Here is a 25,335-nt window from a genome sequence, read left to right as displayed (position 1 = left end):
CTAGGCTACCGTGCCCCGGGTGGGGATCGCGTCGACCGAGCTGCTGACCTACCGCGGTGGACACGGGACGCCGCTGGTGCTGGTCCACGGACTGATGGGCCGTGGCACCACCTGGCCGCGGCAGCTGCCGTGGCTGACCAGGCTGGGTGCCGTCTACACCTACGACGCCCCCTGGCATCGCGGTCGTGAGGTCGCCGACCCGCATCCGATCTCCACCGAACGCTTCGTCGCCGACCTGGCCGTCGCCGTCGAGCAGTTGCCGGGCCCGGTGCGGCTGATCGGGCACTCGATGGGCGGACTGCACTCGTGGTGCCTGGCTGCCCGGCACCCCGAGCTCATCTCCGCGCTGGTGGTCGAGGACATGGCGCCGGACTTCACCGCTTTCACCACCGGGGCGTGGGAGCCGTGGGCGCATGCCCTTCCCGTCGAGTTCACCAGTGCCGAAAAGGTGATCGCCGAATTCGGCGAGATCGCCGGGCGCTACTTCCTGGAAGCCTTCGACCGCACCGAGACCGGTTGGCGGCTGCACGGCCGACCCGAGTGGTGGTTGCAGATCGCCGCCGAATGGGGCACCCGTGACTACTGGGAGCAGTGGCAGAACGTGCGCTGCGAAACGTTGCTGATCGAGGCCGGCAACTCGGTGACCCCGCCGGGGCAGATGCGCGAAATGCACCGTCTCGCGGCCGAAAGCACCTATCTGCACGTTCCCGATGCAGGGCACCTGGTGCACGACGAGGCGCCGCAGATCTACCGCGAGGCCGTCGAGTCGTTCCTGTCCTGACCGGGCAACGCGAAGCGGCCGTCGGCGAGCTGCTCCACCAGGCCGTCGCCCAGCAGTGAGGTCAGGGCGCGTTCGCGTTGCACGGCGTCCGCCGGCCAGGCCAGGTCAAGGTCTGCGCGTGTCACCGCAACGGCGTTGTCCCGCAACACATCCAGTAGTCGTCCGCGGACCTGACGATCGGTGCCGGCATAGCGCTGGGCGGGACGCTTGGGTCCGGTGCCCGGCGGTGAACCAGCAAGCCGCCAGCTGCAGCTGTGCCGCAGCGGGCAGCCGTCACAGCGTGGCGACCGTGCGGTGCACACGATGGCGCCAAGCTCCATCAGCGCCGCGGAGAACCGGGGGGCCTGGTCGGCATTGGGCAGCAGTGCCTCCACGTCGGCGAGGTCGCGCTTCGTCGACGGGGCGCCGGGGTCGGGTTGTCCATGTACGGCCCGGGCCACCACCCGGCGCACGTTGGTGTCCACCACCGGAACCGCTTGGCGGTAGGCGAAGCTGGCCACCGCCCTGGCGGTGTAGCTGCCGATCCCGGGCAGCTGCTGCAGCACGTCGACATCGTCAGGCACCACGTCAGCGAAGTCCCGGGCGATCACGGTCGCGCATTCGTGCAGCCGTTTGGCGCGGCGGGGATACCCGAGCTTTCCCCAGGCCCGCAGGACGTCGGCCTGGCTTGCCGCCGCCGTCGCCGACGGGGTCGGCCAGCGCGCCACCCAGTCCGGCCAGATCGGCAGCACTCGTGCGACCGGAGTCTGCTGCAGCATGAACTCGCTCACCAGGATTTGCCACGGCGTGACATCGCCGGCACGCCAAGGCAGATCGCGTTCAGCCGACGCGAACCAGTTGAACAGCTGGTGAAATTCGATCCTCGCCGCGCGCTGCGCTGGATTCGCAGGCAGAATATCGGACATGCCTAATTCCAACCCGATCTCAGCGTGGAAAGCACTCAAAGAGGGTAACGAGCGCTTCGTCGCTGGCGAGCCCAGCCATCCGAGCCAGGATGTCGCGCGGCGCGCCGCACTGGCCGCTGGACAGAAGCCGACCGCAGTGGTTTTCGGCTGCGGTGACAGTCGGGTGGCCGCCGAGCTGATCTTCGATCAGGGCCTGGGCGACATGTTCGTGGTCCGCACCGCCGGCCACGTCATCGACTCGGCGGTGCTGGGCTCGATCGAATTCGCGGTCGAGGTGCTCAACGTTCCGTTGATCGTCGTGCTCGGCCACGACAGCTGCGGCGCGGTCAAGGCGACGCTGGCGGCGTTGGATGACGGGGCTGTGCCGGGGGGCTACCTGCGCGACATCGTCGAACGGGTGACGCCGTCCATCCTGGTGGGCCGCCGCGACGGGCTCAGTGCCGTCGACGAGTTCGAGGCCCGCCACGTCGACGAGACGGTGACGCAGCTGGCGACCCGCTCCAAGGCGGTCGCCGATCGGATCGAGGCCGGTTCGCTGGCGGTGGTCGGCGCCACCTATCACCTGGCCGACGGACGGGTATCGGCGCGCAACCATCTGGGCGACATCGGCGATTTCGGCGCCGAATAGTCGCCGAAGGTCACAACGCGGCTACGACACGCCGGGACGGGTCGGACAACTCGCGGTGAGGTCGTCCTACCGTGAGAACGTGCTCGATTTGGAACCGCAGGGTCCGCTGCCTTCGCAGATCTATTGGCGACGACGTGGCCTCGCGCTGGGCATTGCGCTCATCGTGATTGCAGTCGTGTCGGCCATCATCTTCGGCGTCGTTCACGGCAGCAGTGCCGGTGCCGACAATGCCGGCGGGAAGAAGTCCACCTCCGCGCAGCAGGCCAAGCCGCAGAATCAGTCGCCTGAAGAGGTCAAGACGCCCGTGGTGGCTCCCGCGGAGCAGGCGCCACCACAAGTGCCGACCCCGACCGCCGCGGTGACGCCGCCTCCGGTGCTCAAGGAGGGCGACGACTGCCCCGACTCGACGCTGGCGGTCAAGGGTCTGACCGGTCCGCAGTACACGGTGGGGGAGCAGCCGCAGTTCACCATGGTTGTCACCAACATCGGCTTGGTGGCCTGCAAGCGGGATGTGGGTGCCGCGGTACTGGCTGCCTACGTCTACTCACTGGACAACCAGCGGTTGTGGTCGAACCTGGACTGCGCGCCGTCCAACGAGACCCTGGTGAAGACCTTCGACCCCGGCGAGCAGGTGACCACCACGGTGACCTGGACCGGAATGGGTTCGGCTCCGCAGTGCCCGCTGCCGCGGCAGCCGATCGGGCCCGGGACCTACAACCTCGTCGTCCAACTCGGCAATCTGAGATCCGCAACGGTGCCATTCATGCTTACCGAGCCCTCGCCGGACGTACCGCCGCCGGGGCAGGACGTGCCCCCGCCGGACGCGCCGCCGCCGGGCAACTGACCGCTCCTTAGGCCCGATCGAGTAGCTGCGGAGGCGCCACGTGACCGCCGCGCCGGTCGGCGATCTCGACCAGGTGGTGCAGCGCGGCAACGATGTTGGCTGCCGGCACTGTGCGTAGGCCACCCACGGTGGCCGGAGCGCCCGGGGGAGTCAGCGCGGTGGTGAAGCCGAGCCGGGCCGCCTCGGCGAGCCGGCGGTCCATTCCACTGACCGGCCGCAGGTCCCCGGCCAGGCCCACTTCGCCGAGCACCACGGTGGTCGCCGGCAGCGGCAGATCCGCATAGGCCGATGCCAGTGCGATCGCGACAGCCAGATCCGTGGACGGATCGGTCAACCGCATACCGCCCACCGTGGACAGGTAGATGTCGCCGGCTGCGATCGGAAGTTCGGCGTGCTTGTCCAAGACCGCGGTGATCATCGCGGCGCGGGAGTGGTCAATGCCGCTGACCGCGCGGCGTGGCGAGCCCCCCGCCGGCTTGGCCAACAATGCCTGCACTTCGCCGATCAACGGGCGCTTGCCGTCCAGTGCGACGGTGATTGCGGTACCGGCCACCGGCTCGCTGCGCTGCTCCAGGAACAGCCCGGACGGGTCGGCGATCGGTTCGATGCCGTCGTCGCGCAGCAGGAAGCACCCCACCTCGTCGGTAGCGCCGAAACGATTCTTGACCGCCCGCACCATTCGCAGCACCGTGTTGCGGTCGCCCTCGAAGTGCAGCACCACGTCGACGAGATGCTCCAGGGAACGTGGGCCCGCGATCGCGCCGTCCTTGGTCACGTGCCCGACCAGGACCAGCGCCACATCGGCAGTCTTGGCGGCCGCGGTCAGAGCGGCCGTCACGGCCCGCACCTGGGTGACCCCGCCGGCCACGCCGTCGGTGTCGGCCGCGGCCAGCGTCTGCACCGAATCGACCACCACCAGGGTGGGGCGCACCGCCTCAATGTGCCCCAGCACCGTCTGCAGGTCCGATTCGGAGGCCAGATAGATCTCGTCGTGGCTGCATCCGGTGCGCTCGGCGCGCAGCCGGATCTGCCCCGCGGACTCTTCGCCGGAGACGTACAGCGCTCGGCGCCCGGCCAGCGCCCAGCGGTGAGCGACCTCAAGCAGCAGCGTCGATTTACCGACACCGGGATCGCCGGCCAACAGGGTGACCGAGCCGGGGACCACCCCGCCGCCCAAGACCCGGTCGAGTTCGGTGACACCGGTTGACGCCGGCCGTGCGCGACCGACCTCGATGGAGCTGATCGGCACCGCGGGCCGTGCCGGGGCCGCCGGCCGCAGCCCACCTGCCGGTGCTGCGGCTTCGCCTACCGGGTCGATACCGCCCCAGCTGCCGCACTCCGGGCAGCGGCCTAACCACTTCGCGGTGGTGTTCCCGCATTCCGAACAGCGAAAGAGCGAACGTGCCTTGGCCACTCGGCGACCGTATCGGCTAGGTCCGACAGTGCGGGCCGCGACGCGACGTCAGATGCGACGTCAGTGGTGCGAAACCGGGCCGGCCGAGATCGGCACGTCCACGCGCACCTCGCCGGCCTTCTTGAAGGTGAAGGTGAAGTCGTAGGTGAGGCCGTTGCGGATCGCCTTGTCCAGGGTCACCGTCGCCGTGGCGGTGTTGGCGTTGGCCACCTCGGGCAGCGCCTTGGCGGCGGGAGCCGTCGGCAGGTCGGGGCCCGCCGGAGCGCTGACCACCAGGACACCGCCGACGGGCACGGTCTTGCTGCCGGTCGGCGACACCTTGCCGATCGAAGTCTTAATGTCGCTCAGCTCGTCGTTGGCGTCGGTCGACTGGTTGCTGACCACGAACACCAGGTCGACGGTCTGGCCGGGCTCCAACGCGTCGCCGGTCTGCGTCGCCTGGATGCGCACGTCGCGCAGCGCCAGATCACCGATGGTCGCGGAGGCGCCGTTGACCGCGGATGCCTGGTCAGCGGTTTGAGAGATCTGTCCGGTACCGCAGCCGGCCAGCGCCGCCGCAGCAATCAGCGCGATCGCAGCCTTGTTGAAGGCCCTGCTGAACGAGTTCACGTGTGGTCTCCTGCTCGGCCGTCACGACTTGTGACTATGCACTGTAGTAGCAACCATCTGCTGGCGGTAGCGCAGGGTTACCGGTCGCTCGCGACCCCCACCGAGACCCCACCGACCAGCCCGGATCAGGCTCCGATCAGGTTCGACCCAGCACGCTTCCGTCGCGGTGTCAACCCCCCTCCTGGGGTCGCGGTGCCCCTGACCTGCACCGTTGGTGGTCGAGTGTTGTGGCGACGTGTTAGCATGGGGTAGCGAAAGGGGCTCAAATCAGATGATCTTTAAGGTCGGAGACACCGTCGTATATCCACACCACGGTGCAGCGTTGATCGAGGCGATTGAAACCCGGACCATCAAAGGCGAGCAAAAGGACTATCTGGTCCTTAAGGTGGCGCAGGGCGACCTCACCGTTCGAGTTCCCGCTGAAAATGCCGAATATGTCGGTGTGCGTGACGTTGTCGGCCAGGAAGGCCTGGACAAGGTCTTCCAGGTGTTGCGTGCCCCGCACACCGAAGAACCGACCAACTGGTCGCGTCGTTACAAGGCCAACCTGGAGAAGCTCGCCTCCGGCGATGTGCACAAGGTAGCCGAGGTCGTTCGTGACCTGTGGCGGCGTGACCAGGAGCGCGGCCTGTCCGCCGGTGAGAAGCGGATGCTGGCCAAGGCACGTCAGATCCTCGTCGGTGAGCTGGCCCTGGCCGAGAACACCGATGACGCCAAGGCGGAGATCATTCTCGACGAGGTGCTGGCCGCAGCATCCTGACCGCAGTGTCCTTACCGCGTCGTTCTGAGCGACCGGGGATCCGGTGCCAAACACAGTAGCCGTGGTGCCGGCCGCCGGTTCGGGTGTGCGGCTGGGCGCTGGAATGCCGAAGGCCTTCTTTCTGCTGGGCGGCGTAACGCTGGTTGAGCGCGCGGTGGCGGGTCTACGCGAGTCCGGGGTCATCGATCAGGTCGTGGTCGCGGTGCCGCCGGATCGCACCGACGAGGCCAAATTGATCCTCGGTGGAACGGCCACCGTCGTTGCCGGCGGTGCCGACCGCGTCGATTCAGTCCGGTTGGCGCTGGCCAGCGCCGGAGAGCCCGATTTCGTGCTGGTCCACGACGCCGCACGTCCGTTGACCCCGCCCGGACTGGTGGTCCGGGTGGTCGAGGCGTTGCATGCCGGGTACCGAGCCGTCGTCCCGGCGCTTCCGGTCGCCGACACCATCAAAGCGGTCGACGCGAACGGAACCGTCCTGGGCACGCCGGAGCGGGCCGGCCTGCGGGCCGTGCAGACCCCGCAGGGATTCGCCGCCGACCTGCTTCTGCGGGCTTATCAGCAAGCCGGTGCGGGCACGCAGTTCACCGATGACGCCTCGATGGTCGAACACGTCGGCGGCCAGGTCCAGACCGTCGAAGGCGATCCCTTGGCCTTCAAGATCACCACCGCACTGGACGCGGTGCTCGCCGAGGCGGTGGTGAACCGGTGAGTGTGCTGCCGCGGGTCGGGTTGGGCACCGACGTGCACCCGATCGAGCCGGGCCGGCCGTGCTGGCTGCTGGGGTTGCTGTTTCCCGACGCCGACGGCTGTGCCGGGCACTCCGACGGCGACGTGGCCGCACACGCCCTGTGTGACGCGCTGCTGTCGGCGGCAGGGTTGGGGGACCTGGGAGCGGTGTTCGGCGTCGACGAGCCCCGCTGGGCACAAGTAACCGGTGCTGTGATGCTCGGCCATGTGCGCGAACTGCTCGCCGAGAGCGGCTTCGTGATCGGGAATGCCGCGGTGCAGGTCATCGGCAATCGGCCGAAAGTGGGACCACGCCGCGCTGAAGCGCAGCAGCTGCTCTCGGAATTGCTGGGCGCACCGGTTTCGGTGTCGGCAACAACCACCGACGGCCTAGGGCTCACCGGTAGAGGTGAGGGACTGGCCGCGGTGGCTACCGCGTTGGTGGTGCCGGGATAGTTAGCTCGGCGGGGCTTTAGCAGCCGAAGCCGAAGATCGCGCCGAGGATGCCACACGGAACCTCGGTGGCGACCGTCGTGCCAATCTGCACGCCAGCGTCCGCGCCAAGGGTGGCGGCGTCCGCGCCGATGTTGGCGCCAAGGTCGGGGATTGCGTCGAGAAGCGCGCCGGAAGTGGTGACCGCGGTGTCGCCAGCGACGTCACCAGCGACGTCGGCTAGGGCGCCACTGACTACGTCCCCGGTTGCCCCCGCCACCAGGTCGGGGTCCAGGCTAGACAAGAAGTCGATATTGCCCAGGTCGAAAGGCAGATCCGCAGCGGAGGACGAGCTGAAGAGCTCGCTTGCGGCGGCCGAGCCGATTTCCGGGGCACCTGAGTTGAAGGCGTCGGTCGCAGCGGCCGAAGCGGCGTCGGTAGCCGCGTTTGCGGCATTGTTGGCGCCGGAGGTGGCGAGACCGGACAGCAGCGGAGTCATCAGGGGCGTAGCCAGCGACGGGACCATCATCGCGAGCATCGGCGCCATCATTGCCATCGACATACCGATCTGGCCACCCATGGCACTGGCCTGGGTCGCGCCGGCGGTAGAGGCGCCCATGGCCGCCTGGTCGGCCTGCTGCTCGGCCTGCTGCCGCTGCTGCTCGGCCTGGGCGTCTTGCATAGCCTCGGTGTGAGCCTGGGGGTCTTGGACTGCCTCGCTCTGGGCCTGGGCGCCTTGCACGGCTTCGTGCTCGGCCGGCGCGGGAGTAACCGCGGCTACAACTTCCGCGGGCTGAGGCTGCTGCTGGTTGTTGTTCGGCTCATCGGCGTATGCCGTCGCGCTACCTGCAAATGCGACCGCAGCCAAGACCGCTCCAGAGACTGCCACCAGACGTTTACTCACTGCCGCAATATATGCCACGTCACACCCCCTGTCCACCGATGCGGCGGCCGGTATCCCATGCTGGGAAGCCCCTGCTAGCGGCGCGCGTGGCGGTTGCATGCTCAGCGCCCGGTAAGCTGGCCCGTCGTGACCGATCGCCCCAGCCTGCGGCTGCACGACACGGCAACCGGCGCCGTGCGTGAATTTGTCCCGCTGCGGCCCGGCCATGTGTCTATCTATCTCTGCGGTGCCACCGTCCAGGCGGCGCCTCATATCGGCCATGTCCGCAGCGGCGTGGCATTCGATGTACTGCGCAGGTGGCTCACCGCCCGCGGCTACGACGTCGCCTTCGTGCGCAACGTGACCGACATCGACGACAAGATCCTGACCAAGGCCGCCGCAGCGGGTCGGCCGTGGTGGGAGTGGGCCGCCACCCACGAGCGTGAGTTCACCGCCGCGTATGAGGCGCTGGGGGTGCTGCCACCATCGGCCGAACCGCGCGCCACCGGGCACATCACTCAGATGGTCGAGCTGATCGAGCGCCTGATCGAGCGCGGGCACGCCTATGCCGGCGGCGGCGACGTGTACTTCGACGTGCTCAGCTACCCCGACTACGGCCAGCTGTCCGGTCACCGCATCGACGACGTGCACCAGGGTGAGGGGGTCGCCACCGGCAAGCGCGATCCGCGCGACTTCACGCTGTGGAAAGGCGCCAAGCCCGGTGAGCCCAGCTGGCCCACGCCCTGGGGCCCGGGCCGTCCCGGCTGGCACCTGGAGTGTTCGGCGATGGCCCGCTCCTACCTGGGTGCCGAATTCGACATCCACTGCGGCGGGATGGATCTGGTCTTCCCGCACCATGAGAACGAGATCGCCCAGAGCCGCGCCGCCGGAGATGGATTCGCGAACTACTGGCTGCACAACGGCTGGGTCACCCTGGGTGGCGAGAAGATGAGCAAGTCGCTGGGCAACGTGCTGTCGATGTCGGCAGTGCTGCAACGGGTCCGGCCGGCCGAACTGCGCTACTACCTGGGCAGCGCGCACTACCGGTCGATGCTCGAGTTCTCCGAGACCGCGCTGCGCGACGCCGTCAACGCCTACGTCGGCATCGAAGACTTCCTGCACCGGGTGCGCAGCCGGGTGGGCGCGGTGGTCCCCACCACCTGGACGGACCGTTTCGCCGCAGCCCTCGATGACGACCTGTCGGTGCCGATCGCCCTGGCAGAAGTGCACCGGACGCGCGCGGAAGGCAACCGGGCGCTGGACACCGGTGACCACGAGGGCGCGCTGGCCGCGGCCGGTGCGATCCGGGCGATGATGGATGTGCTGGGCTGCGACCCACTCAACGAGCGCTGGGAATCGCGCGATGAAACCTCGGCGGCGCTGGCTGCGGTCGACGTCTTGGTGCGTGCCGAGCTGGAACGCCGGGAAACCGCTCGCGCGGAACGGGATTGGCAATTGGCCGACGAGATCCGCTGCAGGCTCAAGGATGCCGGTATCGATGTCACCGACACCGGGGATGGTCCGCAATGGTCACTACTGGTGGAGGGGTCTGAGTAGATGGCCGGAAATTCCAAGCGCAAGGGTGCGGTGCGCAAGCCCGGCACCAAGAAGGGGCCGACGGTCGGCTCCGGCGGGCAGCGCCGCCGCGGGCTCGAAGGCCGTGGCGCCACCCCGCCGGCGCACCAGCGGGAATATCACCCGGCGGCCAAGGCGGCCAAGCGCGCGGCAAAGCAACGCGCCTACCGGACCTCCAAGAAGACCGACGAGAACGAGACCGTACTGGGACGCAACCCGGTTCTGGAGTGCCTGCGTGCCGGAATCCCAGCCACCGCGCTGTATGTGGCGCTGGGTGCCGAGGCCGATGAGCGTCTGACCGAATCGGTTACTCGGGCAGCCGATTCCGGATTGCCGATCCTGGAGGTCCCGCGGTCCGACCTGGACAAGATGACCACCAACGGGCTGCATCAGGGCATCGCTCTGCAGGTCCCGCCCTACAGCTACGCGCATCCCGACGACCTGATCGCCGCCGCGCGCCACGATGTGGCGCCGCCGTTGCTGGTCGCACTGGACAACATCTCCGATCCGCGCAATCTCGGCGCCATCGTGCGGTCGGTCGCGGCGTTCGGCGGACACGGTGTGGTGATCCCGCAGCGTCGGTCGGCGTCGGTGACCGCGGTGGCCTGGCGTACCAGTGCCGGTGCGGCAGCACGAGTTCCGATCGCGCGGGCGCCGAACCTGAACCAAACGCTGAAGGCGTGGGCAGACCGCGGCCTGCAGATCGTCGGGCTCGACGCCGGCGGTGACACCGTGGTCGATGAGTTGGACGGCACCAGCCCGATGGTGCTGGTCGTCGGATCCGAGGGCAAGGGACTGTCCCGTCTGGTCCGGCAGAACTGCGACGCCATCGTGTCGATTCCGATGTCCGGACCCACTGAGTCGCTCAACGCATCGGTGGCCGCCGGGGTGGTGCTGGCCGAGATCGCCCGTCAGCGGCGGTGATTCGCCGCGCGTTGGTTGCGGTGGTGCTGATGGCTGCGGTGGTGAATCCCTCGGCGACTGCGGCCGCGCAGCCGTCGGCGTTTGATCTTCAGGCGCACCGCGGCGGCAGGGGCGAGACCACCGAGGAGTCGTTGCGCGCCTTCGCCAAGTCGCTCGAGTTGGGCGTCAGCACCCTGGAGTTGGACATCGTGCTCACGCGCGACGCACAGCCCCTGGTGTGGCACGACCCGGTGATCGAGCCGGCGAAGTGTGCCGACACCGGACCGGCGTTTGCCGGCGATCCCGATTACCCGTATGTGGGCAAGCGGGTAGCCGAACTGACCCTCGCTCAGATCCGAACCCTGGACTGCGGACACCTGCTGCCGGAATTCCCGGATGCGGAAGTAGTGCCGGGCAACGTGATCGCCACCTTGCCGGAGGTCTTCGCGCTCGCCGGTCACGCGGGCGTCCGCTACAACATCGAGACCAAGGTCGACGCAGACAACCAGCAGCAGATCGTCGACGTGATCCTGGCGGCCGTGCGGGCCGCCGGCAAGCAGGACGCCGTCGAGATCCAGAGTTTCGACTGGCGCACACTGCCGTTGGTGCGCGCCGCGGAGCCGGCCATTCCGTTGGTTGCGTTGTGGGAGCAGGGGCCTGACCCGATCTCTGGGGCGGTGTCAGTCGGGGCCGACATCGTGTCGCCGGATTACGCGGTGGTCGATCGAGCGTTCACCGAACGTGCCCATGCGGCCGGGCTGCGGGTGATCCCGTGGACGGTCAACGATGCCGACGCCATGCGACAGCAGATTGCCGCGGGAGTCGACGGGCTCATCACGGACTATCCGAACCGGCTGCGCACGGTGCTGGCCGAGCTGGGCATGCCGCTGCCGCCGTCGTACCCGAGCCGCTAGACCCCGATCAGCCGAGCGCTCGCCCACAGTGCCAACACGGCCACCACCAGCGTGGCCGGAACCGTGCACAACCCCAGGCGGGTGTATTCGCCGACTCCGGCCGGTACCTCGTAGCGGCGTAACACTCGGCGCCACAGCAGGTTCGACAGCGAGCCGGTGTAGCTGAGGTTGGGTCCGATGTTGACCCCGATCAACACCGCCAGCACCGCGAGTGGGCCACTCGATGCCACCAACGGCACCAGCACCAGCGTCGCAGGCAGGTTGTTGACCACGTTAGCCAGCACCGCGGCGACCGCCGCGATGCCCAGCAGCGCCGCCAGACTCGAGCCCGCCGGCAGCATCGTAGACATCTGGGCGCCCAGGCCGTTGTCGACGACGGCCCGAACCACCACGCCGAGGGCCAACACGAACACCAGGAAGCCGGGGTTGGCGGCCCGCAGAATGCCGGCCGGGGTGCTGCGCCGCTGGGCCAGACCACGGACGGCCAGCACGGCCGCACCGGCGACGGCTGCCCATGCCGCCGGGACGCCGAACGTCTCGGCGACCACGAAGCCGGCCAGCGTCAGCGCCAGCACCACCAGGACGAACACCGGAACTGGGGGCGGTGGCCCGGCGTGTTGGTGCACCGGTGTGGCCCGCAGATCGGCCCGGAAAAACCAGCGGAAGATCAGGTAGACGACCGCGGTGGTGGCCAGCCACGGCGCCGCCATCAGCGCGGTGAACCTCACGAACGAGAGGCCGGCTTGGTTGAACGCCAACAGATTGGTCAGGTTCGACACCGGCAGCAGCAGCGAGGCCGTGTTGGCCAGGTGCGCGGTCGCATACGCGTGTGGGCGGATGGGGGCGTGGCGGCGGCGGGCCATCATCAGCACCACCGGCGTTAGCAGCACCACCGTCGCGTCCAGGCTCAGCACCGCGGTCAAACCGGCGGCGATGACGAAGACCCTGCGCAGCAGATGTTGCGGCGGACCGACGTCGGCACGTGCCATCGCCGCACCAGCGGCCTCGAACAGGCCCTCGTCGTCACAGAGCTGCGCCAGCACCAGCACCGCGCCCAGGAATGCGACGACATGCAGCAGCGTGGCGGCTTCGCTGAGTGCGTCGTGCATCGAGATCGCGCCGGTGGCAACCAGGATGGCGGCGGCGGGCACCGCCGCGAACATCTCCGGCCAGCCCCGCGGGCGGGCCACCGCGAACCCCAGCACCACGGCAAGCAGCAGCAGCGCAAGTGCCAGGTTCAGGCCCACGGATCCTCACGACGCCAGACCGTGGGCAGGTGCAGGCCGACCCCGTCGGATTCGGCCAGCTCGGACAGAACCCGCATCGTGACGTTGAGGTCGTCGCCGGCGTAGGGCAAGGCGCGCAACGGCTTTGACAAAGGCAGGAAGAAGTCGTCCCAGTGGGTCAACACCACCGTCGACGCGCCAACGGCGCGGACCGTCTCATTCCAGTAGTCGACCAGGTATGGCCGGGGCTGGATGCCGAGCTGGCCGATGCCCAGGTAGACCACGTCGGCGGTGTGGCCGGCCAACGCCCCCGGGATGTAGCCCGCGCTGCCCATGATCAGCAGGTTGCGCCCCGAGGGGCGGTGGGACACCAGCGCGGACCACGCCTCACCGCATTTATAGGCCGACGCCCGCACCGGTGGGACCACCGCGGCGCTGATCACGCCGGGGAAACGGTCCGGTGGGCAGTGCCGCGACTCGATCAGGGTGACGTCGTAGGCACCCAGCGTGATGGGCGTTCCCGACGCCGCGACGATCAGGCGATCGTCCGAGAGTCCGTGTCCCCGGCCGACATTGGCCGTCGACTCGCCACCCACCAGCGACGCACCGGTACGTTCGGCCACCACCGCGGAGTCCAGCGCGTGATCGATGTGTGAGTGCAGCGGGATCACCGCGGCCAGCTGATGCACGCCGGCTCGGGATAGGCAGGCGTCGATGCGGGCGGGCGACGGCGATACCTTGCGCAGTGCCACCTGGGCCAGACTGGGGCGAGAGAAATAGCCGTCGGTCATCAGCGCCGATGACCCGTCGTCGATCAGCATGCTGGTCACGCCGAGCCAGGTCACCGACAGCGGCGCGCCCGGCGCCGCGGGCGTGACGTCGAACCGGTCGGCGTACCGGGCGATGTCGGGGCGGCCGAGCTTGAGGCGCATTCGCCTAGGCTAGCGGGGGTGCGTTGGCGCCGCTGAGCCTGGCCGTCTCGGGCATCGCGGTCAGGTAGAGCACGAAACCCGTGCCGGCCACCGCGGCCAATGCGATGAACGCCGCGTTGTAGCCGGCGGCGGAGACGATATGGCCGGCGATGAAGTTCGACAATGCGGCGCCGACGCCGCAGGCCGCCGTGATGGCCCCCAGGCTGACGTTGAAGCGGCCGGTGCCGTGCGTGACGTCCTGGACGACCAACGGGAACAGCGCACCGAAGATCCCCGCTCCCACCCCGTCGAGCAACTGCACCCCGACCAGCCAGTAGGAGTTGTCCCAGACCGGGTAGAGCAGCCCGCGGACGGTCAGCACCGCGAACCCCACCAGGAAGATCGGCTTCCGACCCCAGACATCGGCTTTGGTGCCGGTCAGATAGGCCACCGGCACCATCACCAGCTGGGCGGCCACGATGCACGCCGCCATCAGTGCGGTGCCGACTTCGGTGTTGACCAGAGCCAATTCCTGGCCGACCAACGGCAGCATCGCCGCGTTGGCGAAGTGAAACATCACCACCGTCGCGCCGAACACCAGCAGTCGCCGGTTGCGCAGCAGCACCGCGAACCCCGACGGCTGCGGATGGGGCTCGCCGGCCAGATGGTCCATGCCCCGCGCTACGTCGTGATCGATCGCGGATTCGGGGACCCGCAGGGTGGCCACGACGCTCAGCGCAGCCATCGCGGCCAGCATCCAGAACACCACGATCGGGCCGTAGAAGTAGGCCAGGGCTCCGGTGGCCGCTGCGGTCGCGGCATTGCCGGCGTGGTTGAACGATTCGTTGCGGCCGAGCCGTTTCGCGAACATCCGTGGACCGACCACGCCGAGGGTGATCGCGGCCAGCGCCGGTGCGAACACCGAACCCGCGATCCCGGTCAGCAACTGCAAGGCGGCGACGCTGTAGAAGCCGGGGAACAGCGGCATCGCCAAGGCCGCCGCGGTTACCGCAAGCGCACCGACAACGAGCAGCGTTCGCTTGGCCGCGGTCCGGTCGACCAGCGCACCCACCGGCGTCTGCGCTATGACCGCGGCAATTCCGCCGATCGCCATCACGAGGCCGATCGACGCCTGGTCCCAATGGTGGGTCACCAGCAGGTAGACCGACAGATAGGGGCCCAGCCCGTCGCGCACGTCGGCCAGGGTGAAGTTCAACAGGTCCAGCGCGTGCGCCAGCCGGCGCGGGATCGGATCCGTCACCGGTTCTGAATCTGTCGAACCGATGCGCATCTTCGCGGAAGTGGGGCTAGACCTTGGGACTGTCGTCGTCGCCGATCAGCAGCCGGACAGCCAGGTCCAGTCGGGTGCTGAAATCGGTGGCCGACGCCCGCCGGGTCAGCCAGGCGAGCAGGTTGGACAGCCACACATCCGAGATGACCCGGGAGATGTGGTACTGCTCCTCGGTCGGCTCGCCGTCGCTCATGGCCCCGGCGAACATCCCGTCGATCAACTTCTGCACGTGGTCGACTTCGCCGGCCGCCGAGGCGTCGGCGAAGACATACGCCCGGGTCATGGCCTCGGTGAGCAGCGGGTTTCGCTGCATGGCTCGGTTGAGTTTGTTGACCACCAGGTTCAGCCGCTGGTGGCGGGTGGTTGCGGCGAACGTCGCCGAGTCGGTCTTGGTGTCCACCCGTGCGATCTCTCGGCCCATCGCCGAGACCAGGAGGTGAACCTTCGACGGGAAGTAGCGGTACAAGGTGCCGACGGCCACGTCCGCGCGGTCGGCGACGGCACGCATCTGCACCGCGTCGTAGCCGCCCTTGGATGCGATCGCCAGCGTCGCGTCCAGGATGCGCTTGCGCCGTTCGCGCTGCGCTTCGGACCCCAGGTCGGATTCAGTCAGCACAGCGACGTTGACCACCTCACGCGGTTGGCTGGTCGATCCGCGGCCTGTGGTGCCCTCAGCTTGTGACGACATGTGCTGCGCGGCTCCCTCCGTCGATCTACTGGCCCATAACGATACGCACCGCGTAGTTGAATTTTTCTACTCCCGACATCGGCCGGACCCAACGTGTCCAGCCATTACGGTTCGACTTGACGCTCGGACGCTGGCACTATTAGAACACGTTCTAGTGGTTGGTGGGGGCGTTCGTGACCCGCCTCTCTCAAGCCCATCTCGACCCCGAGGAGCCCAGCGTGTCAGTGAGTACCACGGAGACCAGTGCCGCCGAACAGCTCGCCGCTCGCGAGCTGGTCCGCGACTGGGCCGCCGCCGCGGGCACCGCCGAGGCCGTTCGCGCTGCGGAATTGGGCGAAACTGATTCCTGGCGAGCCGTTTTCGCGAGGCTGGCCGATTTGGGCCTGTTCGGTGTGGCGGTGCCCGAGGAGTCCGGCGGGGCCGGTGGGCGACTCGAGGACCTGTGCGCGATGGTCGATGAGGCCGCCAAGGCCCTGGTCCCCGGGCCGGTAGCGACCACCGCGCTGGCCACCCTGGTCATCACCGATCCGGCGCTGATCGAAGCTCTGGCAGCCGGCGAGCGGGTTGCCGGCGTGGTCACCGACCCGTCCGCGGCGACGGTGAGCTTCGACGCCGCAGCCGGGCAGGCCTCCGGCACCGCTGAGCGGGTACTCGGCGCCACCGCCGACGGGTTGCTGCTGTTGCCGGCCGGACAGGACTGGATCCTGGTGGACGCCGGCGCGGACGGGGTGAACGTCGAGCCCCTCGCCGCTACCGACTTCTCCCGACCGCTGGCCAAGGTGACGTTGACCGCAGCGCCGGCAGTGGTCCTAGAGGCCGGCAACCGGGTAGAGAATCTGGTGGTCACGGTGCTGGCCGCCGAGGCAGCCGGGGTCGCCCGCTGGGCGTTGGACACCGCGGTCGAATACGCCAAGGTCCGTGAACAGTTCGGCAAGCCGATCGGCAGCTTCCAGGCCATCAAGCACCTGTGCGCGGAGATGCTGTGCCGCGCCGATCAGGCCGCAGTGGCGGCCAGCGATGTGGCGCGTGCCGCTGCCGACCCCGATGACCAGCAGTTCGCGATCGCGGCCGCGGTTGCCGCCGCGATCTGCATCGACGCCGCCAAGGCCAACGCCAAGGACTGCATCCAGGTGCTCGGCGGCATCGGGATCACCTGGGAGCACGACGCGCACCTGTACCTGCGCCGGGCCTACGGCATCAGTCAGGCGCTGGGCGGGCCGCAGCGGTGGCTGCGCCGCACCGCCGCACTGACCCGCGACGGCCTGCGCCGCCGGTTGGAGGTCGACCTCGGTGAGGCCACCGACATCCGGCCCGAGATCGCCGCGGAGGTCGCGCGCATCGCGGCGCTGCCGACCGACCAGCACCAAGTGGCGCTGGCCGAATCCGGTCTGCTGGCGCCGCACTGGCCGGCTCCCTACGGACGCGCGGCCGGCCCCGCCGAGCAGCTGGTGATCGACCAGGAACTGGCCGCAGCCGGCGTCGGGCGTCCCGACCTGGTGGTCGGTTGGTGGGCAGCCCCGACGATTCTCGAACACGGCACGCCCGAGCAGATCGAGCGCTTCATCCCGGCCACCCTGACCGGCGAGGTGTTCTGGTGCCAGCTGTTCTCCGAGCCCGGCGCCGGCTCGGACCTGGCGGCACTGCGCACCAAGGCGGTCAAGGTCGACGGCGGCTGGCGGCTGACCGGTCAGAAGGTCTGGACGTCGCGAGCCCACGACTCGCAGTGGGGCGTCTGCCTGGCCCGAACCGATGCCGAAGCTCCGAAACACAAGGGCATCACCTACTTCCTGGTCGACATGGCCGCCGAGGGCATCGACATCCGGCCGCTGCGGGAGATCACCGGCGAGGCCCTGTTCAACGAGGTCTTCCTCGACGACGTATTCGTTCCCGACGAGCACGTGGTGGGCGGCGTCAACGACGGCTGGAGGCTGGCCCGCACCACGCTGGCCAACGAGCGCGTCGCGATCGCCGGCGGAACCGCGCTGGGCAACCCGATGGAGGAACTGCTCAAAACCCTGGCGGATCGGGAACCCGACACCGCCACCGCCGAGCGGCTCGCGCGGCTGATCATCGCCGCGCAGGCGGGTTCGCTGCTGGATCAACGCATCGCCCAGCTTGCTGTCGGCGGCCAAGACCCCGGCTCGGAGTCCTCGGTGCGCAAGCTGATCGGGGTGCGCTACCGCCAGGAGCTGGCCGAGTTCCGGATGGATGTGGCCGACGGGGCCGGCGCGGTGGCCGGGCGCGAAGTGCACGACTTCCTCAACACCCGGTGCCTGTCGATCGCCGGGGGCACCGAGCAGATCCTGCTGACGCTGGCCGCCGAGCGGCTGCTGGGGCTGCCGCGGGGCTAGCTGTCCACTGTCGCGCCGTTCTTCGCCTCGCGTAGCTTTCCGTCGCCGCGGGTACCCACTGTCGGAATCGCTGCCGACGAACGGAGTGCTGGGTGCCGGGCCGAATCGTGGTCGATGGCGTTACGCCGGTTGTGTCCTGCGGCAGGCAACCCGCCAAGGCAGTGGTCGGGGAGACCGTGCCGGTCCGCGCTGCGGTGTGGCGTGACGGACACGAAGTGGTCGCGGCGACTTTGGTGGTGTGCTGTCTCGGCAGTGCGGACTCCTGCCGAATAGGGCCGGCGCTGCTTCCGATGCGCGAGGGCGACGAGCCGTACGTCCTTCATGGCCAGTTCGTTCCCGACCAGACCGGAATGTGGGCATTTCGGGTCGACGGCTGGACCGATTCGATCCGCACCTGGCGTGACGCGCTGGTTGCCAAGCTGGACGCCGGCCAGGGCGAGGCCGAGCTGTCCAACGATCTGCTGATCGGCGCCGAGCTGCTGGACCGTGCCGCTGCGGCGATGCCCCGCAGCGAGCGAGAGCCCGTCGTGGCGGCGGCTTCGGCGTTGCGCGATCCGGGAGACCCGATGGTTCGCGTGGCGCCGGCATTGTCCGACGAGATCTCTCAGCTGGTCACCTGCTACCCGCTGCGTGACCTGCTCACTCGCGGGCAGCAGTATCGGGTCTGGGTGGATCGGCCATTAGCGCGTTTCAGCGCCTGGTACGAAATGTTTCCGCGCTCCACCGGCGGATGGGACAGCGCGGGCGCTCCGGTGCACGGCACGCTGGCCACCGCGGCGTCGGCGCTGCCGCGGATCGCCGAGATGGGATTCGACGTGGTGTATCTGCCGCCGATCCACCCGATCGGAAAGGTGCACCGAAAGGGCCGCAACAATGCCGCGGTGGCCGAATCCGGCGACGTCGGGTCGCCATGGGCGATCGGCAGCGACGAGGGCGGCCACGACGCGGTACACCCCGACTTAGGAACACTCGATGACTTCGACCAATTCGTTGCCAGCGCCGGCGAACTCGGCCTGGAGGTCGCCTTGGATCTGGCGTTGCAGTGCGCCCCGGATCATCCATGGGCACGTCAACACCGTCAGTGGTTCACCGAGTTACCGGACGGGACAATCGCCTACGCGGAGAATCCGCCGAAGAAATACCAAGATATCTACCCGTTGAATTTCGACAACGATCCCGCCGGCCTGTACGCCGAGGTGCATCGGGTGGTGCAGTTCTGGATCTCGCACGGGGTCACAATATTTCGGGTTGACAACCCCCATACCAAACCGCCTGGGTTCTGGGCATGGTTGATCACGAAGGTGAAGGCCACCGATCCCGATGTGCTGTTCCTGTCAGAGGCCTTCACCCCGCCGGCGCGGCAGTACGGCCTGGCCAAGCTCGGCTTCACCCAGTCTTACACCTACTTCACCTGGCGAACGTCCAAGGCCGAACTCGTCGAATTCGGCGAAGAGATCGCCGAATTCGCGGACTTTCGCCGCCCCAACCTGTTCGTCAACACGCCGGATATCTTGCACGCCAGTCTGCAGCATCACGGCCCCGGCATGTTCGCCATTCGGGCGGTACTGGCCGCGACGATGGGCCCCTCCTGGGGGGTGTACTCCGGCTATGAGTTGTTCGAACACGAGGCGCTGCACGAGGGAAGCGAAGAGTACCTGAACTCAGAGAAGTACGAACTGCGACCGCGCGATTTCGCCGCCGCGCGCCGCGAGGGCAGATCGCTGGAGCCGTTCATCGCTGCGCTCAACGCCATTCGCCGCCGGCACCCTGCCCTGCAGCAACTGCGCACCCTGCATTTCCATCACGTCGACAACGACGCGCTGTTGGCCTACAGCAAGTTCGATCCGGCCAGCGGTGACACCGTGCTGGTGGTGGTGACGCTGAACGCGTTCGCCGCCGAGGAAGCGACGTTGTCGCTGGACATGACGGCGCTGGGTATGGAGCCCTACGAGCGGTTCTGGGTGCGTGACGAGATCAGCGGGGAGGAATACCAATGGGGGCAGGACAATTACGTGCGACTCGACCCGAGCCGGGCGGTCGCCCACATCATCAACATGCCGGAGATGAGTACACCCGCGCGAACCGAGCTGCTGCATCGGAGGTGAAGACCCGATGACCCGAATCAAGCACCCACCCAGTGAGCTTCAGGTGAACCCCGAGGACCTCGATCGGCTGATGTCCGGCGTGCACTACGACCCGCACGCGATCCTGGGCGCCCACGACAACGGTGAAAGCAGCGTGATCAGAGCCCTGCGCCCGGGCGCGAGTGCGGTGGCGGTTCTGGTGGGCGGTGACCGGATCCCGATGCAACACCTGGGCAACGGGTTGTTTGCCGCGACACTGCCCTTCGCGGGCCTGATCGACTATCGGCTGCAGATCGACTATCCCGGTGCCGCGGAACCGCACGTGGTGGCCGATGGGTATCGCTTTCTGCCGACGCTGGGCGAGATCGACCTGCACCTGTTCGGAGAGGGGCGGCACGAACGGCTGTGGGACGCCCTTGGCGCCCATCCGCGCACGTTCACCACCCCGGACGGGACGGTGACCGGTGTGTCATTCGCGGTGTGGGCGCCCAACGCCAAGGGAATAGGTTTGATCAGTGACGCCACCGGCTGGGACGGTATCGGAGCACCCATGCGGGCACTCGGCTCTTCCGGTGTGTGGGAACTGTTCTGGCCGGGGTTTCCGGTCGACGGCCTGTACAAGTTCCGGGTTCACGGCGCAGACGATGTGGTCACCGAGCGGGCTGACCCGATGGCGTTCGCGGCCGAAACCCCGCCGCACACTGCCTCACGCGTAGCTACCAGTCGCTACACCTGGAGCGACAGCGACTGGATGAATCGGCGGGCCACCGCGAATCCGGCGTTCGAAGCGATGAGCATCTACGAAGTGCACCTCGGGTCCTGGCGGCCTGGGCTGAGCTATCGGCAGCTTGCCACCGAGCTGACGGACTACGTTGTGGAGCAAGGGTTCACCCACATCGAGCTGCTACCGGTTGCCGAGCACCCGTTCGGCGGATCGTGGGGCTATCAGGTGACCTCGTACTACGCGCCGACCGCGCGTTTCGGCACGCCCGACGATTTCCGTTACTTGGTCGATGCGCTGCACCGCGCCGGCATCGGAGTCATCGTGGACTGGGTGCCGGCGCACTTTCCGAAAGACGCCTGGGCGTTGGGCCGGTTCGACGGCACCCCGCTGTATGAGCACGCCGATCCGCGACGCGGTGAGCAACTCGACTGGGGAACCTATGTGTTCGACTTCGGCCGACCTGAGGTGCGCAACTTTCTGGTGGCCAACGCGCTGTACTGGCTGCTGGAATTCCACATCGACGGGTTACGAGTGGACGCCGTGGCATCGATGCTCTATCTGGACTACTCGCGACCCCAGGGCGGCTGGACGCCCAACGTCTACGGCGGTCGCGAGAACCTGGAGGCGGTGCAGTTCCTGCAGGAGATGAACGCCACCGCACATAAATCGGCGCTCGGTATCGTCACCATTGCCGAAGAATCGACTTCGTGGCCCGGCGTGTCGAGGCCGACCAGCCTTGGTGGACTGGGATTTTCGATGAAGTGGAACATGGGTTGGATGCACGACACCCTCGCCTACCTCGGCCACGATCCGGTGCACCGTTCCTTCCATCACCACGAGATGACCTTCTCGATGCTCTATGCCTACAGCGAGAACTTCGTGCTGCCGATCAGCCATGACGAAGTGGTGCACGGCAAGGGCACGCTGTGGAGCCGCATGCCCGGTGACGACCATGCCAAGGCGGCCGGGGTGCGCAGTCTGCTGGCCTACCAGTGGGCGCATCCCGGAAAGCAGCTGCTGTTCATGGGCCAGGAGTTCGGTCAGCGTGCCGAATGGTCCGAGGAGCGCGGGTTGGACTGGTTCCAGCTCGACTCTTCGGGAGGGCAGGACGGCTTCTCCGCGGGAATTCAGTGCCTGGCACGCGATCTCAATTCCGTCTACCGCAGCCGTCCCGCGCTGTGGAGCGAAGACATCAACCCGGCCGGCTATTCCTGGATCGACGCCAACGACTCCGCCAACAATGTGCTGAGCTTCCTGCGTTACGCGTCGGACGGATCGGTGCTGGCGGCGGTGTTCAACTTCTCCGGTGTGACCCATACCGACTACCACCTCGGCCTGCCGTTCGCGGGCCGGTGGCGCGAGATACTCAATACCGATGCCGTCGATTACAACGGCGGTGGCGCAGGCAATTTCGGTGGCGTCGACGCCGTCGACGAGCCACGTCACGGTCGCCCGGCCTCTGCGGTGCTGGTGCTGCCGCCACTGTCGGCGTTGTGGCTGGAACCCGATCCCGCTAGCTGAGTCGACTCAGCGCCCGCAGCGGAATCGGTAGCCAGGCGGGCCGGTGACGGGCCTCGTAGCCGGCCTCGTAAACCGCCTTGTCCAATTCGTAGGCGGCCAGCAGCGTTGCGTGATCACGTGGGTCGGTGCCGGACTCCGCCCCGTAGCCTTCACAGAAGGCGCTGCGACAACGGTCCAGCCACTCACGGGCCCGGGTGGCCAGTTGCCGGTCTTGGCCGTCTCGCGACAGGTCGGCCAGTTTCCCGTACGCGGCGTAGTCGTAGGACCGCAGTACGCCGGCGACATCGCGCAGCGGCGAGTCCGGCCTGCGACGTTCCGACAACGGTGCGCCGGGCTCGCCTTCGAAGTCGATCAGCAGCCACCCGTTCGGGGTGCGCAGCACCTGGCCCAGATGCAGGTCGCCGTGGACTCGTTGCACCGTGATGGCCTCACCGGCGAGTGCGGCGAATCGCTCTTCGATAGCCGACAGGTGGGGGCGTACTTCGGGCACGGTCTTCGCGGTCGCCGACAATCGCGACAACAGCGCATCGGCAGGGAAGACCGACTGCGAAGTCCCCAAGGTGTCGGCAAGGGACCGGTGCACCGATGCGACAGCCTCGCCGAGTCGGTACGACTCGCCGGCGAAGTCGCCGCCCACTTCATGGGCGTACAGATCGGCTTCGGCGAACAGGTCGCGCACGCTCGCGGTGGCCATCGCCCAGCCCTCGGCGGAGTTCATCGCGTATTCGCTGACCATGCCCAGCGCGTAGGGCAGCACGCCGGAGTCGCCCGGCAACTCAATCTGGTAAGAGCCGAACAGTCGCGGCACGTGGGGGTTGGCGGCTCGGCCCAGCGCTGCGTTGAGTTCGATGTCCGGATTGATCCCATCTCTGATTCGGCGGAACACCTTGAGGACCACTTCTTCCTCGACGATAACGCTGGTGTTGCTCTGCTCGGCTTCTGATACGCGCGAATCGGCGCGAACCGGCAGCGTTACCCCCGGCTCGGGAGTGAATGTGACGTCGCCCCGCTGGGCTGATGAATCGATCAGTGACAACAACACTCGGATTGCCGAAGCGTCATATAGTGCGTCGGAGGCGGTATGGCCCGCGTGGGTTCCGATCGTCGCGATCTGGGCGTACTCCGGTGCCAGATCAATGTCCCAGCTGACTATCACCTGGTAGCGATCGGCGGTGCCGTCGGTGTAGCCGACGTCGATCAGCACCAGCTGCAATCCGCCCCCGAGCTCTACCGCCAGGAAGGGATCTGCCTGCGCCAGTTGCCTATTCCGTCCCGCATACCAGCGTCGGGTCGGTAGCCATTCCGCCCACGGCAGGCCTGCTGGTTCGCCGGTGCCACCAGTCATGGCATGTCCTCCCTCGGCTCGCATGGCTCGCACAGCTGAAACCAGTAGAAGCCGTGCCCGGGCAGCGTGAGTAGGTAGGGCAGTTTTCCGATTCGCGGAAACTCCACCGAACCGGTGAGTTCCACCGGTATGTGGCCGTCCCAGTGCTGCAGGTTCAATTCGATCGGCTGGGGAAACCGGGACAGGTTGTTGACACATAAGACCGTGTCCCCCTGGACGCTCCCGTCGCCGCCGGAGGTCTCTGGCACCATCTCTCGCACGTAGGCCAGCACCGACGGATTGGACCCGCCCAGTTCGCGGAATCCGCCGAGGGCGAAGGCTTCATACCGGCGTCGAATGGCGAGCATCGTGCGGGTCCAGTTGAGCAACGACGTGGAGGTGTCGCGCTGCGATTCGACGTTGACGGACTGATGGCCGTAGACCGCGTCTTGAATGGGCGGCAGGTAAAGGCGGCCGGGGTTCGCGGTGGAGAAGCCCGCGTTGCGGTCGGGTGTCCACTGCATCGGGGTGCGCACCGCGTCGCGGTCGCCCAACCAGATGATGTCGCCCATTCCTATCTCGTCACCGTAGTAGAGGATCGGGGATCCGGGTAGCGACAGCAAAAGCGCGGTGAACAGTTCGATCTGGTTGCGGTCCTTGTCCAGCAGTGGGGCCAGTCGGCGCCGGATTCCCACATTCGCCTTCATCCGCGGGTCTTTCGCGTATTCGGCGTACATGTAGTCGCGCTCGTCGTCGGTGACCATCTCCAGGGTCAGTTCGTCGTGGTTACGCAGGAAGATTCCCCATTGCGCCAGGTGAGGTATCGGTGGCGTCTGCGCCATGATCTCCGAAATCGGGAAGCGTGACTCGCGCCGTACCGCCATGAAAATGCGTGGCATCAGCGGGAAGTGGAATGCCATGTGGCATTCATCGCCGCCGGTGTCGGGATCGCCGAAGTATTCGACCACATCCGTGGGCCATTGATTGGCTTCGGCCAGCAGAACCCTGCCGGGGAACTCGTCGTCGACCACCTTGCGGCAGCGTTTCAGGAAATCATGTGTCTCGGGCAGGTTTTCGCAGTTGGTGCCCTCTCTTTCGAACAGGTACGGCACCGCGTCCAAGCGAAACCCGTCGATGCCGAGGTTCAGCCAGAACCGCAGCACGTCGATCATGGCCTCTTGCACCGCCGGGTTGTCGTAGTTCAGGTCGGGCTGGTGGGAGAAGAACCGGTGCCAATAGAACTGCTTGCGTACCGCGTCGAACGTCCAGTTGGACTCCTCGGTGTCGACGAAGATGATTCGGGCATCGGCGTACCGTTCGCTGGTGTCACTCCACACGTAGTAGTCGCCGTGGGGGCCGTCCGGGTCTTGCCGCGACTGTTGAAACCAGGGGTGGCTGTCGGAGGTGTGGTTCATCACCAGGTCCGTGATGACCCGGATGCCGCGCCGGTGCGCCGCGTCGAGCAGCTCGACGAAGTCATCGACCGTGCCGAACTCCGGCAGCACCTTGTAGAAATCCCGGATGTCATAGCCGCCATCACGCAGCGGCGAGTCGTAGAACGGCGGTAGCCACAGACAGTCGACGCCGAGCCACTGCAGATAGTCCAGCTGCTCGGTCAGGCCGCGCAGGTCGCCGATGCCGTCCCCGTTGGAGTCGTAGAACGCCCGGACCAGCACCTCGTAGAACACCGCTCGCTTGAACCAGACGGGATCCGCGGGCAGGGCCGCGGCATCGCCGAAGTCGTCCGCGCTCGGGTGCTCGACGATCCCGTCCTCGACATGGCTACCCGCCCCCGGGTCTAGGTCCTGACCAAATTCGTCGTCAGCGTCGATGGCCATATC

Annotated in this window: 22 protein-coding genes; 12 read left to right on the top strand and 10 right to left on the bottom strand. The window is 67.6% G+C overall.

The features are described 5' to 3' along the window. Window positions 1-19 precede the first annotated feature (19 nt). Complete coding sequence (locus RCP37_RS19835) at window positions 20-781, top strand: alpha/beta fold hydrolase (protein ID WP_308484669.1); 762 nt, start codon at window positions 20-22, stop codon at window positions 779-781. Here the strand turns inward: RCP37_RS19835 and RCP37_RS19830 are convergent. Next, on the bottom strand, window positions 748-1,686 hold the full coding sequence (locus tag RCP37_RS19830; protein WP_308484668.1) for an iron-sulfur binding domain-containing protein: 939 nt from the start codon (window positions 1,684-1,686) through the stop codon (window positions 748-750). The two genes, RCP37_RS19835 and RCP37_RS19830, sit on opposite strands and share 34 nt — an antisense overlap. Between RCP37_RS19830 and RCP37_RS19825 the strand changes: the two genes are divergently transcribed. Together RCP37_RS19825 and RCP37_RS19820 are read left to right on the top strand one after the other, a co-directional pair. Beyond that, a complete protein-coding gene (locus RCP37_RS19825; RefSeq protein ID WP_308484667.1) occupies window positions 1,685-2,314 on the top strand; it encodes a carbonic anhydrase in 630 nt (209 codons plus the stop codon). The genes RCP37_RS19830 and RCP37_RS19825 overlap by 2 nt on opposite strands. Before the next feature lie 79 nt (window positions 2,315-2,393). Next, complete coding sequence (locus RCP37_RS19820; RefSeq protein WP_308484666.1) at window positions 2,394-3,158, top strand: hypothetical protein; 765 nt, start codon at window positions 2,394-2,396, stop codon at window positions 3,156-3,158. A 7-nt stretch (window positions 3,159-3,165) separates the two neighbouring features. On the opposite strand, the gene radA is transcribed toward RCP37_RS19820, so the two are convergent. Next, on the bottom strand, window positions 3,166-4,572 hold the full coding sequence (gene radA, locus RCP37_RS19815; protein WP_308484665.1) for a DNA repair protein RadA: 1,407 nt from the start codon (window positions 4,570-4,572) through the stop codon (window positions 3,166-3,168). 60 nt (window positions 4,573-4,632) lie between these two features. Further along, a complete protein-coding gene (locus RCP37_RS19810) occupies window positions 4,633-5,181 on the bottom strand; it encodes a copper chaperone PCu(A)C domain-containing protein (protein ID WP_308484664.1) in 549 nt (182 codons plus the stop codon). A gap of 271 nt (window positions 5,182-5,452) precedes the next feature. On the opposite strand from RCP37_RS19810, the gene carD reads away from it, so the two are divergent. The 3 genes from carD to ispF are packed head-to-tail and all read left to right on the top strand — an operon-like array spanning window position 5,453 to window position 7,123. Next, the gene (gene carD / locus RCP37_RS19805) at window positions 5,453-5,941 is read left to right on the top strand and encodes an RNA polymerase-binding transcription factor CarD (RefSeq protein WP_046316144.1); all 489 of its coding nucleotides are present in this window, start codon (window positions 5,453-5,455) and stop codon (window positions 5,939-5,941) included. 43 nt (window positions 5,942-5,984) lie between these two features. Then, on the top strand, window positions 5,985-6,650 hold the full coding sequence (gene ispD / locus RCP37_RS19800) for a 2-C-methyl-D-erythritol 4-phosphate cytidylyltransferase (protein WP_308484663.1): 666 nt from the start codon (window positions 5,985-5,987) through the stop codon (window positions 6,648-6,650). Further along, window positions 6,647-7,123, top strand: a complete 477-nt coding sequence (gene ispF / locus RCP37_RS19795; protein ID WP_308484662.1) for a 2-C-methyl-D-erythritol 2,4-cyclodiphosphate synthase — start codon at window positions 6,647-6,649, stop codon at window positions 7,121-7,123. Before ispD ends, ispF begins: the two co-directional genes overlap by 4 nt. A gap of 16 nt (window positions 7,124-7,139) precedes the next feature. Here the strand turns inward: ispF and RCP37_RS19790 are convergent, their stop codons facing one another. Beyond that, complete coding sequence (locus RCP37_RS19790) at window positions 7,140-8,003, bottom strand: hypothetical protein (RefSeq protein WP_308484661.1); 864 nt, start codon at window positions 8,001-8,003, stop codon at window positions 7,140-7,142. 126 nt (window positions 8,004-8,129) lie between these two features. Between RCP37_RS19790 and cysS the strand changes: the two genes are divergently transcribed. From cysS to RCP37_RS19775, 3 genes are read left to right on the top strand one after another with little or no spacing between them, the layout of a single operon-like run. Next, window positions 8,130-9,539 carry a cysteine--tRNA ligase gene (cysS, locus tag RCP37_RS19785; protein ID WP_308484660.1) on the top strand — a complete coding sequence of 470 codons (1,410 nt, stop codon included), beginning with the start codon at window positions 8,130-8,132 and terminating at the stop codon, window positions 9,537-9,539. Then, window positions 9,540-10,481, top strand: a complete 942-nt coding sequence (gene rlmB / locus RCP37_RS19780; RefSeq protein WP_308484659.1) for a 23S rRNA (guanosine(2251)-2'-O)-methyltransferase RlmB — start codon at window positions 9,540-9,542, stop codon at window positions 10,479-10,481. 29 nt (window positions 10,482-10,510) lie between these two features. Beyond that, window positions 10,511-11,374, top strand: coding sequence for a glycerophosphodiester phosphodiesterase (locus tag RCP37_RS19775; protein WP_373693203.1), 864 nt, complete (start codon window positions 10,511-10,513; stop codon window positions 11,372-11,374). On the opposite strand, the gene RCP37_RS19770 is transcribed toward RCP37_RS19775, so the two are convergent. The 4 genes from RCP37_RS19770 to kstR are packed head-to-tail and all read right to left on the bottom strand — an operon-like array spanning window position 11,371 to window position 15,490. Beyond that, window positions 11,371-12,615, bottom strand: coding sequence for an SLC13 family permease (locus tag RCP37_RS19770; protein WP_308487163.1), 1,245 nt, complete (start codon window positions 12,613-12,615; stop codon window positions 11,371-11,373). The genes RCP37_RS19775 and RCP37_RS19770 overlap by 4 nt on opposite strands. Beyond that, complete coding sequence (locus tag RCP37_RS19765) at window positions 12,612-13,532, bottom strand: MBL fold metallo-hydrolase (protein ID WP_308484657.1); 921 nt, start codon at window positions 13,530-13,532, stop codon at window positions 12,612-12,614. Before RCP37_RS19765 ends, RCP37_RS19770 begins: the two co-directional genes overlap by 4 nt. Before the next feature lie 4 nt (window positions 13,533-13,536). Beyond that, window positions 13,537-14,802, bottom strand: coding sequence for an MFS transporter (locus RCP37_RS19760; protein WP_373693061.1), 1,266 nt, complete (start codon window positions 14,800-14,802; stop codon window positions 13,537-13,539). 16 nt (window positions 14,803-14,818) lie between these two features. Then, complete coding sequence (gene kstR / locus RCP37_RS19755; RefSeq protein ID WP_308484655.1) at window positions 14,819-15,490, bottom strand: cholesterol catabolism transcriptional regulator KstR; 672 nt, start codon at window positions 15,488-15,490, stop codon at window positions 14,819-14,821. A 218-nt stretch (window positions 15,491-15,708) separates the two neighbouring features. On the opposite strand from kstR, the gene RCP37_RS19750 reads away from it, so the two are divergent. The 3 genes from RCP37_RS19750 (at window position 15,709) to glgB (ending at window position 22,170) form a co-directional block, all read left to right on the top strand. Further along, a complete protein-coding gene (locus tag RCP37_RS19750; RefSeq protein ID WP_308484654.1) occupies window positions 15,709-17,841 on the top strand; it encodes an acyl-CoA dehydrogenase family protein in 2,133 nt (710 codons plus the stop codon). A gap of 92 nt (window positions 17,842-17,933) precedes the next feature. Beyond that, window positions 17,934-19,946 carry an alpha-1,4-glucan--maltose-1-phosphate maltosyltransferase gene (locus RCP37_RS19745; RefSeq protein ID WP_308484653.1) on the top strand — a complete coding sequence of 671 codons (2,013 nt, stop codon included), beginning with the start codon at window positions 17,934-17,936 and terminating at the stop codon, window positions 19,944-19,946. Between the two features lie 7 nt (window positions 19,947-19,953). Continuing rightward, window positions 19,954-22,170, top strand: coding sequence for a 1,4-alpha-glucan branching protein GlgB (gene glgB, locus RCP37_RS19740; RefSeq protein ID WP_308484652.1), 2,217 nt, complete (start codon window positions 19,954-19,956; stop codon window positions 22,168-22,170). Here the strand turns inward: glgB and RCP37_RS19735 are convergent. Both RCP37_RS19735 and treS read right to left on the bottom strand, forming a co-directional pair. Continuing rightward, the gene (locus tag RCP37_RS19735; RefSeq protein ID WP_308484651.1) at window positions 22,163-23,515 is read right to left on the bottom strand and encodes a maltokinase N-terminal cap-like domain-containing protein; all 1,353 of its coding nucleotides are present in this window, start codon (window positions 23,513-23,515) and stop codon (window positions 22,163-22,165) included. The two genes, glgB and RCP37_RS19735, sit on opposite strands and share 8 nt — an antisense overlap. Continuing rightward, a complete protein-coding gene (gene treS, locus RCP37_RS19730; RefSeq protein WP_308484650.1) occupies window positions 23,512-25,332 on the bottom strand; it encodes a maltose alpha-D-glucosyltransferase in 1,821 nt (606 codons plus the stop codon). The genes RCP37_RS19735 and treS overlap by 4 nt, the downstream gene beginning before the upstream one ends. Between the last annotated feature and the right edge of the window lie 3 nt (window positions 25,333-25,335).

Source organism: Mycolicibacter sp. MU0102 (genome assembly GCF_963378105.1).
Lineage (GTDB): Bacteria > Actinomycetota > Actinomycetes > Mycobacteriales > Mycobacteriaceae > Mycobacterium > Mycobacterium holstebronense.
This window is presented reverse-complemented; position numbering and strand designations above follow the sequence as displayed.